Origin of the sequence: Glycomyces arizonensis DSM 44726, assembly GCF_000482705.1 — a bacterium.
In the GTDB taxonomy this organism is placed as follows: Bacteria; Actinomycetota; Actinomycetes; order Mycobacteriales; family Micromonosporaceae; genus Glycomyces; species Glycomyces arizonensis.
Genome location: NZ_AXWO01000019.1, coordinates 1 through 13,170, shown reverse-complemented (window position 1 = coordinate 13,170; position 13,170 = coordinate 1). Strand labels below are relative to the sequence as shown.

Below are 13,170 nucleotides of genomic sequence, written 5' to 3'. Positions count from 1 at the left end.
GCATCGCCTGCGCCATCGGTGAAGCGCCGGGCCGTGGACGGACCTACGCGGAGCGCCGGGGCTGTTTCGGGAACCTCGCGAGGCACCCGCCGTTTCGCCGCTTGCTCAGCGCTGGGCCGTGCGCGTGAGCTGCCGTGCCCGCAGCGCTGTGAACATCGGCTTGCGCGACGGGGACTCCGCCAGGCCGCTGTGGAGCGCCGCGGTGACCGCGGCCGAGGCCGCGGAGCCGTCGACCGCGGAGATGCCGGCGAGGATGATGTCGAGGACCTCGTCGGCCGCCGCGGCCACGAGTTCGGGTTCGGCGGTCTTGGCGCCTCTGGAGAACCCGCGTGCGAGGTCGCCGTCGTCGATGACGCGGCGGTCGGTCCAGGTGTGCATTCGACGCCCGTATCCGGTGCCGTCGATCCAGGTGTCGACCATGAGCACGAGCTGGTGCGCCGACCGGTCCCAGAGCAGGTCGCCGTCGAGCAGCGCCGACAATGCCGGGAGGTGCTGCGCATGCGTGAGCGTCGACCGGAGGGCGGCCGTAGCCTGGTCCTGGGAGAAATAGCTGTAGGCCATACATGAACCGTATCCGGCCCGCGGCCTGAATCTGCCGCCGCCGGTATAGACAATCGAGAAATCTCGTCGCGATCGCCTCCCCGCGACGCCGCCGTGCGAGCTGGCGCAGCGCCCGGACGGGTTTTCCGGGTCGGCGAGGGCATTCACCGCGAGCGAAGGGTCTTCCACGTGTGCTTCGCGACGAAGGGCCGGAAGGAGGGGTGCGGGCACTCCTGGAGCAGCGATGCCGATGCGCACCGCGCGCCGGATGTGGCAGCGTCACAGCGCTCCCTCCCCGAATGGAACCGGTGCGATGACCAACCTGAAGACCATGGCCCTGTGGCGCCCATGCGGGCCGGCCGAACTCGAGCTGGTTCGCGAGTCCGGCTGGGCCGTCTGGCCGCCACGGCTCCCCGAACAGCCGATCTTCTATCCGGTCCTCAACGAGGACTACGCGACCCGCATTGCCCGCGACTGGAACGCGCCCCGTGACGGTGTCGGCTATGTGACCCGCTTCGAAGTCGAGCGCGCCTTCGCCGAGCGCTACCCGATCCAACACGCCGGCGGCGAGACCATCCTCGAACTCTGGGTCCCAGCCGAGGAACTCGAGGAGTTCAACCGCCACATCATCGGACCGATCGAAGTCGTGGCCGAGTACCACGCCGCTGACCTGAGCAAGCCCTGCTGACGGGCGCGGCGGCGATGGGTCGGGGAACGGTGCAGGCCGGCGGCTAAGGTTTGCGGCGTGGAGCTACACGTCGCGAAGTCCGGGTCCGATACCGCCGTTGGAACCGCCGAGGCCCCGCTGCTCAGCATCGGCGCGGCCGCGGCGCTGGCACAACCGGGGGACACGGTCCTCGTGCATGCGGGCGTGTACCGCGAATGGGTGAATCCGCCTCGCGGCGGCACGGCCGATGCGCCGATCACCTACCAGGCCGCGCTGGGCGCGGACGGCCGCTACGAGCCGGTCACGATCTCCGGCGCCGAGGTGATCGCCGACTGGCGCCCCCACCCCGGCTCCGCGGGCGTCTGGACGGCGACGGTGCCGAACACCCTGTTCGGGGAGCGCAACCCGTATGCCGAACGCATCGGCGGGGACTGGTTCTTCGACCGGGTCAACACCTGGCACACCGGCGAGGTGTATCTCGACGGCAAGTCCATGTACGAGTCGCTGACCCTGGGCGGCGTCGAACGCCCCGAGGTCACCGAGGACTCGTTCGACCCGGCGGGCTCCCTGCTGACGTGGTACTGCGAGGTGGGCGACGACGCCACGACGATCTGGGCGAACTTCGGGGGCGCCGACCCGGCCGCGCACGCGATCGAGATCAACGCCCGCAAGTTCGTCTTCTGGCCCGCGGCCACGGGAATCGACCACCTCACGGTGCGCGGCTTCACCCTGACCAAGGCCGCCACGCAGTGGGCGCCGCCCACCGCGCTCCAGGAGGGCCTGATCGGCCCGCACTGGTCCAAGGGCTGGCTGATCGAGGACAACACGATCACCGACTCGAAGAACGTCGGCGTCTCCCTGGGCAAGGAGGCCGGCACGGGGCAGAACGAGTGGACCGCGGGACCGAAGGGCGCCAAAGGCGGCACGCAGCGCGAACGCGAGGTGATCGGGCGGGCGCTCGCCCTGCGCGGACCCGACGCGGGCGAGCCGCACCCGTGGGATCGGGACCATGTCGGCTCCCACACGGTGCGCCGCAACACCATCCGGGACTGCGAGCAGGCGGGCGTCGTCGGCCATCTCGGCGCGGCGTTCTCGACCGTCGCCGACAACCACATCTCCCGCATCCACGTGAAGCGGCAGTGGCACGGCGCCGAGGTGGCCGGCATCAAACTGCACGCCGCCATCGACACCGTGATCAGCGGCAACACCATCCACCACACGCATCGGGCCCTGTGGCTCGACTGGCAGGCCCAAGGCACCCTGGTGCGGCGCAACGTCTGCTACGCCTCCACCGCCGAGGACTTCATGGTCGAGGTCTGCCACGGCCCCTACCTCGTGGACTCGAACCTGTTCCTCTCACCGTGGGCGGTCAAGGACATGTCCACCGGCGGCGCCTACGTGCACAACTACTTCGCGGGCCGCATCGCGAACTGCACCGAGCACCAGCGGTACACCCCGTACCACCTCCCGCACTCCACGGCCGTCTACGGCGTCTCGAACATCCTCGGCGGCGACAACCGGTTCTACAACAACCTCTTCGTCGGTGACCGCGCCCGCGAAGAACGTGCCGAACCGGCGCTCGCGAGCTTCTGGTCCGGCGCGATCGACATCGACGGCGTGCCCGGCCAGGCCGCCTTCGTGCCGACCCCGGTGGGAACCTCGCAGTACGACGCGTATCCGACGCCGGAGGAGTATCCGAACGAGGACGGCAGCGCGCTGGCCGGGCCGCGCCTGCCGGTCTGGGTCGAGGGCAACCTGTACGCGGAGGGCGCCGAGCCGTTCCGCGCCGAACCCGCGCCCCGTGTCCTCGACACCTCACCGGTGCGCGTCGAGGTGCACGACGCCGCAGCCGGGAGCGTTCGCGTCGAAGTGTCCGGCGCCATCGACGCCGTCGCCCCGGTGACGACCGCGCGCCTCGGGACGAGCTACCAGGCCGAGATGGGCTACACCAACCCCGACGGGTCTGACCTGGACCTGAGCGCAGACATCACCGGCCTCCCACGCGACGAGGCCGTGCCCGGGCCGTTCGCGGCCCCGGCCCCCGGCACCCGGATCCTCGCTGCGCCCGCCCCGGACCGAGAAGCCCGCTGACGCATCGTGATGCGAGCGGGAACCGGCGGCGTCCCCTCCGCCTGGTTCGCGGCTGACGCTCGTGGGGGACCGCCCTCGGGGCCTCAACCCAGCGCGTGCGGCCTCCGGAAATGTGAAAAGCGCCGATCCGAAGACCGACGCATGCATACAACTACCTGCTTCTTGCAGGCTTCACAACGGCCTATGCGAACCTATATTCGCAGGTGGATGCGCTGTATAGCCGCGTGATGGGGCGGCCCGTTCGGAAGCCGGCCGCTGGGGTCGGCACGGGTAGCGGCGGAACTGGCGCCTCAACCTCGGCGAAATCGTTAATACAACTTCGGCAAATCTGTGATTATGGTCGTGATTTCGTCGAGTCATGTCCAGCCTCCTGCCTCGACGAGCGCTCTCTCGCCTGAACGAGCGTGTTGACGCGTTCAGAGCCGTCGTGGTCGGCGGCCCTCGGCAGGCTGGGAAGACCACCCTGCTGCGACAACTGCATGCCGAACGAGGCGGGACCTTCGCGACGCTCGATGATCCGACCGTCCTCCAGACGGTCCGCTCCGATCCGTCGGGGTTCGCCGGGCATGGTTCGGCGCCTCGGATCTTCGACGAAGTACAGCGCGGCGGCGACGATCTGCTGCTTGCGGTCCAGCGCCTCATGGATCTCGATGATGCGCCCGGCCAGTTCGTCCTGTCGGGCTCGACGCGGCTTCTGACGGTGCCGACCTTGTCGGAATCGTCGGCGGGACGAGCCGTGTTCGTCGACCTCTGGCCCCTGAGCGCCGCCGAACGGACAAGATCCGATGTCGATGCGCCTGAGCTCCTGTTCGACCGGCAGCGCCTGCTGGACTCACCGCAGGCGTCGCAATGGACCAGGGCCGACTACTTCAAGCTCGTCTGTGAGGGAGGCTATCCGGAGGCGGCTCGAATCGGTTCCGAATCGCTTCGTGCGGACTGGTTCGAGGGCTATGTGTCCACGGTGGTGCTGCGGGACGTTGCGGAGTTCGCGGACGTTCGCCACGCCAACCTGCTGCCGCAGCTCCTGCGGCTGGTCGCCGCGCGCTCCGGCTCGAACCTGGTGCTCTCCGAGCTCGCCAAGAGCTTGGAACTCAACCACGCCACCGTCCGTGACTATCTGGGTTATCTCGACATCGTCTACCTCACCGCGAAACTGCCGACGTGGTCGACCAGCCTGACCGCGAAGTCCATCAAGACTCCGAAGGCTTACGTCACGGACTCGGGATTGACGGCGTCGCTGCTCGGAGCCGACTTCGAAGCCGTGTCGGCCCCCGGGCACCCACTTGCGGGACCGCTGGTGGAGACCTTCGCGTTCACCGAGCTGACCCGGCAGCTGACAGTGAGTTCGATTCGAGCGGGGCTGCACTTCTACCGTGACCGCGACGGCCGCGAGATCGACTTCGTGCTCGAACGACGAGACGGAGCCGTGGTGGCCATCGAAGTCAAGGCCTCGGCAACGGTGCGGTCCGACTCGTTCAAACATCTCCATTGGCTGCGAGACCGAATCGGCGACCGGTTCCGCGCCGGATACGTCCTCTACTTGGGCGAGGAGACGGTGCCGTTCGGACCTGACATGGCCGCCCTCCCCGTCTCGGCCCTGTGGGGCGGGGCGCCCATGCCGTGATCGCCACCGCGCTTCGGCGACCATGGCGGCCTGGGCCGCACCCGCGTCGCTCAAGACCATGTAGCCTGCCTCACCGGGGTACGGCCGTTGCGTATCCCGGATCCGGTCGTTGAGCCCTATACGGCGAGCATGGAGGTGCGGCATGGGGAGGGAGAACCGGCTGCGACGCAAGGCCAAGTCGCGGGAGAAGCTCAAGCGCCGAGTCAGCGACCGCAGTTCGGCCCAGGCCCCTGCGACCTGGGAGGAGCTGCTGGCCCGAGCTCGATACGCCCTGGTCCAGATCATGGCCGACGCCTGCCCTTGCGGCGAGTGCGACGCCCCCACCTGGGAGCAGTCGGCGCTCATGCTGTCCCGCGCGACGGCGCACGGCCGCTGGCGCGAAGCCGTGGCGACCACCGTCGACGCGATGGCCGAGGACGCGATCGGGCAGGCATGGGACCGCGGTTGGATGCCCAGGGACGTGCTCAGCATGATGGCGAAGACCACCTCCAGCCCGGCGATGAAGGCCGCCGCGACGCTCATGCGCTCCGAACTGCGTCGCTATGCGGAAGCGCAGCTGAGCGACCTGTGGAGCGCGCAGCGGGAAGCACTGGCCGAACACTCGGCGCCCGCGTCCGTCAAGGAGGCGCTCGCAGGCCGTGAGGGCCCTGCCTGGACCGCGGCCGCCGCGGCGCTCTTGGAGGCGCTGTACACCCTCGCCGACCTCGAACCGATCCCGATGGTGCAGCCGCGCCCCGGCGGGCGCCCCGTTTCGGTGCGTGGAGACGGCGCCGAGTCCGCCAAGGTGTACGAGAAGGTCCGGGCGCTGCTGGCAAAGGCCGAGTCGACGGACTCCGACGCCGAGGCCGAGGCGTTCACCGCGAAGGCCCAGCAGCTCATCGCCAGGCACTCGATCAACGAGGCCCTCCTCGCGGAGGGCGGGGACGCGGCCGTCAAGGCCGCGGCGGTGCGCGTCTACGTCGAGAAGCCCTACGAGAAGCAGAAGTCCGAGCTGCTGCACGTCGTCGCGGACGCCAACGGGTGCCGAGCGGTCTACTCGACGGCCGCCGGGTTCTGCACCGTGGTCGGCGCCCGGACGAACCTGCGTTCGGTGGAGCTGCTGTACAACTCGCTGCTGGTGCAGGCGACGTCCGCGATGACCCGGGCGGGCGCGAGGCGGGACGGTGCGGGCCGGTCGCGGACGCGCTCGTTCCGGCAGTCGTTCCTGGCGTCCTTCGCGGTGCGGATCGGGGAGCGGCTGGCCGAGTCCGCCGAGACCACGGTCCGCGAGGTCGCCGACGAGACCGGGACCGACCTCGTCCCGGTGATGCGGTTGCAGCGCGAAGCGGTGGACGCCAAGACCGAGGAGCTGTTCCCGAACCTGACCTTCCGGTCGGCCACGCGGATCAGCGACTACGAGGGCCACATCGCGGGCCGCGCGGCGGCCGACCGCGCCAGGCTCCAAGGGGCGGAGGAGATACCGACCCGCTGAGCGGCCCGCGTCTGGTCGATCGCCGGGAGCCTCGTGGGCGAGGGCGTCTCGGTCCGGTCCATGCCCGGCGTCTGAAGCGCCGCAACGCGGCTTCGCGAGGCCCGATCAGCGCTTCAGCCGGCCTCGGATTCCCAGATGGCGGCGATGGGGATGGCACGCATCTTCGGGCCGAACGGCAGCGTCTTGTCGCCGGTGTAGAGCACCGCGCCGAGGAGGAAGTCGTCTCCCAGTCGGTCCGCGAGGTGCCGCAGTCCGTTGAAGTCATCGCCGCGGACGGTCGCTCCCGCTTTGACTTCGAAGGCGACCACCTGACGTCGCGGCGTCTCGAGCACGATGTCCACTTCGAGTTTGTCCTTGGTCCGGTAGTGGAACATGGTCGCGCGCCGTTCGGACCAGGAGAGCTGGCGCTGCAACTCCATGGCGACGAAGCCTTCGAGGAGCGGTCCGAGCGCGGCGTCCTGGCGGGCGAGCGAACGGGCGTCGGCTTGGACGAGGTGCGCGGCCACGCCCGAGTCCACGAGGGCGGTTTTGGAGGTCTTCACCGCTCGGGAACTGAGGTTCCGGGTGAACGCGGGGATCCGTTTGAGGAAGTAGACCTCCTCCAAGAGACGGACGTGTCGAAGCACCGTGTTGCGGTCGACCTCCAGGGACCGGGCGAGGTTGCCGGGCACCAGCAGTCCGCCCGAGCGAGCCGCCAGCATCTGCGTCAGCACCGACAGCTGGGTGACGCGTTCGAGCTCGGCGAGCTGCATGACATCCCGGTTGATCAGGTCGGATACGTACGAGTCGAAGAATCGGCCGCGGCGGCTCGCCGTCCGCGCCACCGCCTCCGGAAAGCCGCCTCTGACCAGCCGCTCGGCGTAGTCGCGCAAGTCCTCATCGGATTCATGGTCGAACGCGGGGCCCTGGTCGAAGACCGCGTCGACGAAGCCGTCCGGGGCGCCGTCGATCTCGCCTTGCGAGAGCGGCCACAGCTCGATGGTCTCCATTCGACCGATCAAGGTGTCGGGGAGATTGCGCAGACCGAGGATGCGCGCCGAGCCGGTCAGCAGGAACCGTCCCGGGCGGCCGTCCCGGTCGACCGTCGACTTGATCGACAGCAGCAGCTCGGGGTCGCGCTGGATCTCGTCGATGATCATCGGTTCGTCGCGGTTCACGAACGTGACCGGATCGGCCGCGGCGGCCCGCCGGGTCTGCGGGTCGTCGAGGCTGAACCAGACCGCGCCCCGGTCCTCCCCGATCAGCGACACGAGGGTGCTCTTGCCCGCCTGTCTCGCGCCGTTCACCAGAATGACGCGGGTGTCGGCCAGCGCCTCCTCGACCATCGACGCCGCGCGCCGGGGCAGGATGGTGCCGTGCGGGGAACGAGGTACTCGACTCACGTCTACAGCCTACCATCACGCATGTCTGGACGCTGATGTCGCGCATGTATGGTCGCTCGACTGACGCATGAACGGTCGCTCTGGCTCACCGGTGAAAACGGACAAGTAGTCAATATTGATGATGAATATCCGGACTCGGTTGAGAATCGACGCTCACCTGACGCACGTTTGGCCGCACCACTCGCGCCGCATTCGGAACAGCCCGGCCACCTGCGGTTCGATGCCTCAACGCCGTGGCCGCTGCTCGAACAGGCGGACCGCGGCCTGAAGGATCCGCGCCTCGCGATGCTCGTACCCCAGCCAGTACAGATGATCGGGCTGCGCCACGAACGCGGGATCTGCGCGCCCGCCTATGACCGCGGTGCCGATCCGCCTCGGCTCGACCCCGCGGAAGTCGGCGAGGACGGTGTCCGTGAGCGTCGACCACACGAACTCGACCTCGAAGTCATCGACCTCGACGCAGCCCAGCACGATCAAGCAGGAGGAGCGGACCGGCCGCCGCGGGTCAGCGGCGGCGGCCGGTCCCGCCGGGAGGCGGTCGTGTCGAGCGTTCAAGCGACGGCCTTCCCGGCGTTCGGGCGGCAGGCGGGACACCAGGCGCGGTCGTGGAGGTGACGGCCCGGTGTGTACCGCCACCCGGCCGCCTCGACCCGGCGCGCCATCTCCCCGTAGCCCGAGGCGGAGAGATGGAAGACGCCGGGGCACAGGCAGCATGACACCGTGACGCGGTGCCGGGGCTCCACCATGCCCTGGGCGTCGACGGTGCCGGTGTGCGGCTTGTCGAAGACCACGGCGCGGTAGCCGCGGTCGTCGTGCTGGTCGGATGGGCACGGTTCGGATGCGTGCGGTTCGGACGCGACCGCGGCGGCCGGAGGAACAACGGTTGCCGGTACCGCCGCGGTCGCGTCCGAGGGAGCAGCCGATCCGCCTTCACTGCTCCCCGCACCGCCGTCACCCCTGTCGACGGCGGAGTCTGCGAGTCCGGGCCGCAGCGCGAAGACGCTGCGCGCGAGGAGATCCGAGAAGTCCGTCACGGCCGGGCCGCCGCTCCGGGCCGCCCACCGAGGATCGCATCGATGGCCGTGAAGGCCAAGTCCCTGACCTCTTGTTTCCATTCGGGCGGATTCGACGACCACAGCAGCCCCTGCCAGCGGATGAGGCGCGCGGACGGGTCGAGCGGCAGGCATACGATCGCGATCTCGGGTCCTTCGTCGTGGTGCAGGCGAACGCCGATCCGGTGCCCGCCCGCACTGGCCCGCAGGACGAAGACCGTCCCGGCGACGTTGACGAAGTGCCCCAGCACCCGGCCGGGTTCCAGCGGTGGTCGGTTCCGTCCTGTCATCGCGTCGCTCCCCGATGCCGTAGATGAGTCGCCTGTGGATCGCAGCCGTGCTTGGACGACTGCTGCGACAAGCCTAAGAGCAGCGGAAACGTTGACACAAGAATGGAAACTGGCAGGCGAGTCAGTCGGACTCGCTGGATAGCCGGTCAGAATGGACAGGCGGCGAAGGCCAGAATGTCCACGTGGAATGTCCCGAGGATCGCTCGGGTGAAGGCCGGTCGGCTACGCCTCGTCGTCGGCGGCGGCGCGCTCGGCGTCGTCGACGAGGACGCCCAGGTCCAATTCGCCGTCGCGGACGCCGCCGACGAACGCCTCCCACTCGTCGGGCGTGTAGATCAGGACCGTGCCGCCGGGGTCGTCGGCGCGGCGCATGGCGACCAGGCCGTTCTCGGCGAAGCCGATCTCAAGTTCACCGGGGGTGCCGTCGTCTGCTTCGGGACGCTCCCAACGTGCTGCGGCGCTGTCGAATCGCCCTTTGAGCGGGTGTTCGCGGACCGGCTCGTTCATGGCGCTCCTCGGTGCGGGGGAGTGGCGACGGGCGGCGGGTTCTCGGGTTCCGCCGCCGTCGCGATCGGTGGTGCTGTGTCGGGTGAGCCCCGGCCCGCTCGCCTCCACGCCGGGCCTGGGCGCTCACTACTGTGCGGGAGTGTCCTTCACCCATGCGAGCAGGCCGTTATAGCTGTTCGCGCTGACGGTGAGGATGGGACGGTCGTCGGCGAGCTTGCTGTCCGAGACCTGCGGGTTGTCGCCGTTGAGACGCACCTCGACGCAGCTATTGTTCTGGTTGTTGGCGCTGCGGGTCGACTTGCGCCAGGGCCCGATACTGGTCACTTTAGGAAGTCCTCCAATGCGATCGACTTGCGAGATGCCACCTTGAGAGCACCGGTGAAGAACTTACCTCGCGTCGAATCCGCGGGAATGAAGCCAGAACCCCGTGGCGACTCGACGTTGATCACGGTCTCTTCGCCGCCATCGTATTCCAGAAGGTTGAGCGTCCACGATTGCAATTCGTAGAAGCCGACAGCGAACGGGAGGACGCGCACGTCGGCGAAGGGCAGGGCGGCGATTTTGTGCAGGTCAGCCAGAATCTCCTCTTTTTCGGAACCAAGGGCCATGCTGATCGCAGCCTCGCCGATCAGGAACAGCGCAGGACGCTCTGACCCGATCCAGCGTTCACGCCGGTCCATGCGGAAATCCAGACCGTTATCCCAGTCTGGAGCCTCATCGAAGGAGACTTCGGTCTTGTCGCGGATCATCCGGTAATAGGCAGGGCTGTGGATGAGTGAGGGCAGCACCGAATACGAGTGGAACGCAAGGTAACTCGCGTTGTCCTCACACTGCTGGTAGAACCATCCGCTATCGTCCAGGGCGCTCGCGTAGTGGCTACACCAGTCGTTGGCCCTTGCGGCCTCGACCAGCATGGCGATGTGGTCGAACAGCTCGTGTGGGGTTCGGTAGAAACGCAGGAGCGAGAGCACCGTGCCGAGCTTCACACCCCGATACCTTCCGGACTCCAAGCGGCTCAGGGTCTTCGGTGAGCAGATGTCGCGGGGGATCTCGGTCTTCTCGTAGCCTCGTGGGTAGTAGTCCCGCGGCCGTGTCCGTTCGGAGAGGAGCTGACGGGCCAGCTCCATGAGCGGAGGAGGGCCGGGGGTCGCGTCGTCACTTTCCGTCATGGGCAGGAATTCTAGACAGCGTGCGCACTTCGTTACAAGATCATCCCGCGCGTCGCACGCGTGTCGCAAAGTGTCAAATATCCGACTCTTCCGAATTCCATTGTCTCGCAAGGAAGTTGGTTTCCTCGATTTTCGCTCGGATAACAGGCGTCGGTGTGTGGCGGCAGCGGCGGGCGGGGTCCGGCCGCTGCCGCGTGCCGCTACTGCGACAGCAGCTTGCGAAGGTCTTCCACGTGCAGTCGTTGCGTCCGATCGGCCACCAGGCTCGGAGAGAACCGGACGCCTTCCTTGCGAAGGAGGTCGTGCGGGTCGCCGAGGTCCTTTCTCGGCCAGGTGAAGTTGGGCGAGACCTTGCCCTCGGCGAGCAGGACCCGCCAGAGGTTCTTCAGGTGAGGGGCGTTCGCGATGAAGCTTCCGACCCCACTCTGATGTTGGCCGGTGAGTCGTGCGAGGTCGCCATAGGTGGTCCAGTTGCCTTCGGGCATGCGCTCAAGGACGACGGCGATCATCTCGGTCCAGTCCATGAGCTGCTGATCCTCGGTACCGGGAGTGATCTCGGAGTGCTTGCGGCGGCGGTACTCCTCGCGCCAGTCGCCGATCGGTTTCCCGCTGGGCGTGTGGATCCATGCCTCCCAAGGGTGCGGGTTCGGGCCCGGCGTGAGCGGCGCAAGGGCGGCCGCCGGGTACGCGTGTGCCTGCCCGTCCTCGGTGAGGATGCAGCCGTTGGCGTCGACGTGCGCGATATGGGTCTCCCGCAGGTTCGGGCGTTCCCAGCGGAGCTCGTCGCCCGCCTTGAAGTCGCCGCCTGCGATGAACTCGTGCACGCCCCGAATGCCCGCGAGTCGATCTGTGGTCCGATCGTGGACCGAGTCGCGGGAGGCGTTGATGCGTCCGCCTGAAGTCGTTGCAGCTCATCGAGGATGCCGTTGGCCGCGTCATCAGCGCTCGTGAACCTGAAGGGGAACGTGGCGCCAAGCCGGGCGAGTGTTTCCGGGCTCAACTCTAGGCCGTGTTTACGAACTGAGGAAGCCTCCTGTTGAATCTGTTGTGTCGCAACGGATTACAATAGGAGGCTTCTATGTCCAGCGTAACAGTACGCGGGGATCTGACCGATAAGCAATGGGCCAGGCTGCGCCGCTGGATCCCCGGCCCCGCCCCGACCGGCAGGCCGATCACCAGGTCAAGACGAACCCTGTTCAACGGCGTGGCCTGGCCAGTCCGGGCCGGATCTCCCTGGAGAGACGTCCCCGAACGCTACGGCCCCTGGCCCACCGTCTACCCCCTGTTCGCCACCTGGCAACGGACCGGCATCTGGGCGCTGATGGTGAAGATGATCCTGGCCCTACTCGACCATCACGGCCGCCTGACCTGGACGGTCAGCGTCGACTCCACCACCGTTCGCGCCCACCAGGCCGCCGCCGGAGCCGGAAGCCGGGCCGTGCCCGGCGAACCGGACGACCACGCGCTCGGACGCTCACGCGGGGGCTGGACCACCAAGGTCCACCTCGCCGCCGATACCGACCAGGCCATCATGTCCATGCAGCTCACTGCCGGGCAGCGTGGTGACTCACCACAGTTCCAGCCGGTGTTGGAGCACCTCAGCGTGCCCCGGCCAGGGCCCGGCCGGCCCCGCAAGCGTCCACGCCGCGTCTTGGCCGACAAGGCGTATCCGAGCAAGGCCAACCGCCGCTACCTCCGCAAGCGCGGTATCCAGGCCGTGATCCCCGAGAAGAAGGACCACCGCAGGAACCGGATCGCCAAGGGTCGCGCCGGTGGCAGGCCTCCGGCATTCGATCCCGAGGCGTATAAGGAACGCAACACCGTCGAGCGGGCCATCGGGCGCCTCAAGCGCTACCGCGCCGTCTCTACCAGGTACGACAAACTCGCCGTCCGCTACGAGGCCACCATCCAAGTCGCGATCATCCTCGACTGGAAACCCAGTTCGTAAACACGGCCTAGGAGCAGACAGCCCGCCCGCAATCGTTCGAGCAGGGATCGGGCGAGGTGCTGTTCGGTGTCCGCTGTGGCGCCCCTGAGGGGCCTCGGGTTTTCTGGACAGCCAGCGTTACGATCGCTGGTAGAACGGAAAGCAGGAATTGTGAGTCAGGGACGCACCTACAAGCCCGAGTTCAAGCAGATGGCCATCGATATGGCGCTCGATGGCGGCAAATCCGTTGCCAAGGTGGCCGCGGAACTCGATATCAACGAGTGGACGCTCCGGAATTGGGTGAAGCAAGCCCGCAAGCAGCGACGGATTACCGGCGCAACTCCCGATCAAACCAGTGAGTCCATGTCCATGGAATCACCGGAGATGCGTCGGGCCGAACAACGCATCCGTGAACTCGAGATGGAAGTCGCGTTCCTAAAAAAAGCAGCC

15 protein-coding genes and 1 pseudogene are annotated in these 13,170 nt (G+C 67.9%); 7 read left to right on the top strand and 9 right to left on the bottom strand.

Annotated elements, in window-relative coordinates; all coding sequences use genetic code 11:
- Window positions 1-105 precede the first annotated feature (105 nt).
- Window positions 106-561, bottom strand: a complete 456-nt coding sequence (locus H613_RS0114080) for a hypothetical protein (protein WP_026924313.1) — start codon at window positions 559-561, stop codon at window positions 106-108.
- Between the two features lie 292 nt (window positions 562-853).
- Here H613_RS0114080 and H613_RS0114075 point away from each other — a divergent pair, with 292 nt between their 5' ends.
- The 5 genes and pseudogenes from H613_RS0114075 to H613_RS26560 all read left to right on the top strand — a co-directional run bounded on the left by H613_RS0114075 (window position 854) and on the right by H613_RS26560 (window position 6,393).
- Window positions 854-1,228 carry a hypothetical protein gene (locus tag H613_RS0114075; protein WP_026924312.1) on the top strand — a complete coding sequence of 125 codons (375 nt, stop codon included), beginning with the start codon at window positions 854-856 and terminating at the stop codon, window positions 1,226-1,228.
- 57 nt (window positions 1,229-1,285) lie between these two features.
- The gene (locus H613_RS26565) at window positions 1,286-3,298 is read left to right on the top strand and encodes a right-handed parallel beta-helix repeat-containing protein (RefSeq protein WP_051393350.1); all 2,013 of its coding nucleotides are present in this window, start codon (window positions 1,286-1,288) and stop codon (window positions 3,296-3,298) included.
- A 358-nt stretch (window positions 3,299-3,656) separates the two neighbouring features.
- A pseudogene (locus H613_RS0114065) lies at window positions 3,657-4,538 on the top strand (ATP-binding protein); the annotation flags it as partial.
- Between the two features lie 21 nt (window positions 4,539-4,559).
- Window positions 4,560-4,922: a DUF4143 domain-containing protein gene (locus H613_RS32940; protein WP_500683465.1), complete on the top strand. Its 363-nt coding sequence runs from the start codon at window positions 4,560-4,562 to the stop codon at window positions 4,920-4,922.
- Between the two features lie 142 nt (window positions 4,923-5,064).
- Window positions 5,065-6,393 (top strand): DUF2786 domain-containing protein, encoded by a 1,329-nt coding sequence (locus tag H613_RS26560; RefSeq protein ID WP_051393348.1) that lies wholly within the window; start codon window positions 5,065-5,067, stop codon window positions 6,391-6,393.
- Window positions 6,394-6,506: 113 nt separating this feature from the next.
- Here the strand turns inward: H613_RS26560 and H613_RS0114055 are convergent, their stop codons facing one another.
- The 8 genes from H613_RS0114055 to H613_RS0114020 all read right to left on the bottom strand — a co-directional run bounded on the left by H613_RS0114055 (window position 6,507) and on the right by H613_RS0114020 (window position 11,617).
- On the bottom strand, window positions 6,507-7,718 hold the full coding sequence (locus H613_RS0114055) for a DUF8612 domain-containing protein (RefSeq protein WP_051393347.1): 1,212 nt from the start codon (window positions 7,716-7,718) through the stop codon (window positions 6,507-6,509).
- A gap of 282 nt (window positions 7,719-8,000) precedes the next feature.
- Window positions 8,001-8,330 (bottom strand): hypothetical protein, encoded by a 330-nt coding sequence (locus H613_RS0114050; protein WP_156926029.1) that lies wholly within the window; start codon window positions 8,328-8,330, stop codon window positions 8,001-8,003.
- The gene (locus H613_RS0114045) at window positions 8,327-8,809 is read right to left on the bottom strand and encodes a hypothetical protein (protein ID WP_026924308.1); all 483 of its coding nucleotides are present in this window, start codon (window positions 8,807-8,809) and stop codon (window positions 8,327-8,329) included. The genes H613_RS0114050 and H613_RS0114045 overlap by 4 nt, the downstream gene beginning before the upstream one ends.
- Window positions 8,806-9,117, bottom strand: a complete 312-nt coding sequence (locus tag H613_RS0114040; RefSeq protein ID WP_156926028.1) for a hypothetical protein — start codon at window positions 9,115-9,117, stop codon at window positions 8,806-8,808. Before H613_RS0114040 ends, H613_RS0114045 begins: the two co-directional genes overlap by 4 nt.
- A gap of 222 nt (window positions 9,118-9,339) precedes the next feature.
- Window positions 9,340-9,624: a DUF397 domain-containing protein gene (locus H613_RS26555; RefSeq protein WP_035738132.1), complete on the bottom strand. Its 285-nt coding sequence runs from the start codon at window positions 9,622-9,624 to the stop codon at window positions 9,340-9,342.
- 126 nt (window positions 9,625-9,750) lie between these two features.
- Complete coding sequence (locus tag H613_RS0114030) at window positions 9,751-9,948, bottom strand: DUF397 domain-containing protein (RefSeq protein ID WP_026924306.1); 198 nt, start codon at window positions 9,946-9,948, stop codon at window positions 9,751-9,753.
- Window positions 9,945-10,793 (bottom strand): Scr1 family TA system antitoxin-like transcriptional regulator, encoded by an 849-nt coding sequence (locus tag H613_RS0114025; protein WP_026924305.1) that lies wholly within the window; start codon window positions 10,791-10,793, stop codon window positions 9,945-9,947. Before H613_RS0114025 ends, H613_RS0114030 begins: the two co-directional genes overlap by 4 nt.
- A gap of 200 nt (window positions 10,794-10,993) precedes the next feature.
- On the bottom strand, window positions 10,994-11,617 hold the full coding sequence (locus H613_RS0114020) for a restriction system modified-DNA reader domain-containing protein (protein WP_026924304.1): 624 nt from the start codon (window positions 11,615-11,617) through the stop codon (window positions 10,994-10,996).
- 254 nt (window positions 11,618-11,871) lie between these two features.
- Here H613_RS0114020 and H613_RS0114015 point away from each other — a divergent pair, with 254 nt between their 5' ends.
- Both H613_RS0114015 and H613_RS0114010 read left to right on the top strand, forming a co-directional pair.
- Window positions 11,872-12,741, top strand: coding sequence for an IS5 family transposase (locus tag H613_RS0114015; RefSeq protein WP_026924303.1), 870 nt, complete (start codon window positions 11,872-11,874; stop codon window positions 12,739-12,741).
- 150 nt (window positions 12,742-12,891) lie between these two features.
- Window positions 12,892-13,170, top strand: a 279-nt coding sequence (locus tag H613_RS0114010; RefSeq protein WP_051393346.1) for a transposase, incomplete at its 3' end; no start/stop codon positions are given.

Bases quoted from the DNA above. Each gene is read 5' to 3' on its own strand.
- H613_RS0114025 (WP_026924305.1), bottom strand. From the start codon at position 10,793: ATGACGGAAAGTGACGACGCGACCCCCGGCCCTCCTCCGCTCATGGAG.
- H613_RS26555 (WP_035738132.1), bottom strand. From the start codon at position 9,624: ATGAACGAGCCGGTCCGCGAACACCCGCTCAAAGGGCGATTCGACAGC.
- H613_RS0114040 (WP_156926028.1), bottom strand. From the start codon at position 9,117: ATGACAGGACGGAACCGACCACCGCTGGAACCCGGCCGGGTGCTGGGG.
- H613_RS0114055 (WP_051393347.1), bottom strand. From the start codon at position 7,718: ATGGTCGAGGAGGCGCTGGCCGACACCCGCGTCATTCTGGTGAACGGC.
- H613_RS0114015 (WP_026924303.1), top strand. From the start codon at position 11,872: ATGTCCAGCGTAACAGTACGCGGGGATCTGACCGATAAGCAATGGGCC.
- H613_RS0114080 (WP_026924313.1), bottom strand. From the start codon at position 561: ATGGCCTACAGCTATTTCTCCCAGGACCAGGCTACGGCCGCCCTCCGG.
- H613_RS0114075 (WP_026924312.1), top strand. From the start codon at position 854: ATGACCAACCTGAAGACCATGGCCCTGTGGCGCCCATGCGGGCCGGCC.
- H613_RS26560 (WP_051393348.1), top strand. From the start codon at position 5,065: ATGGGGAGGGAGAACCGGCTGCGACGCAAGGCCAAGTCGCGGGAGAAG.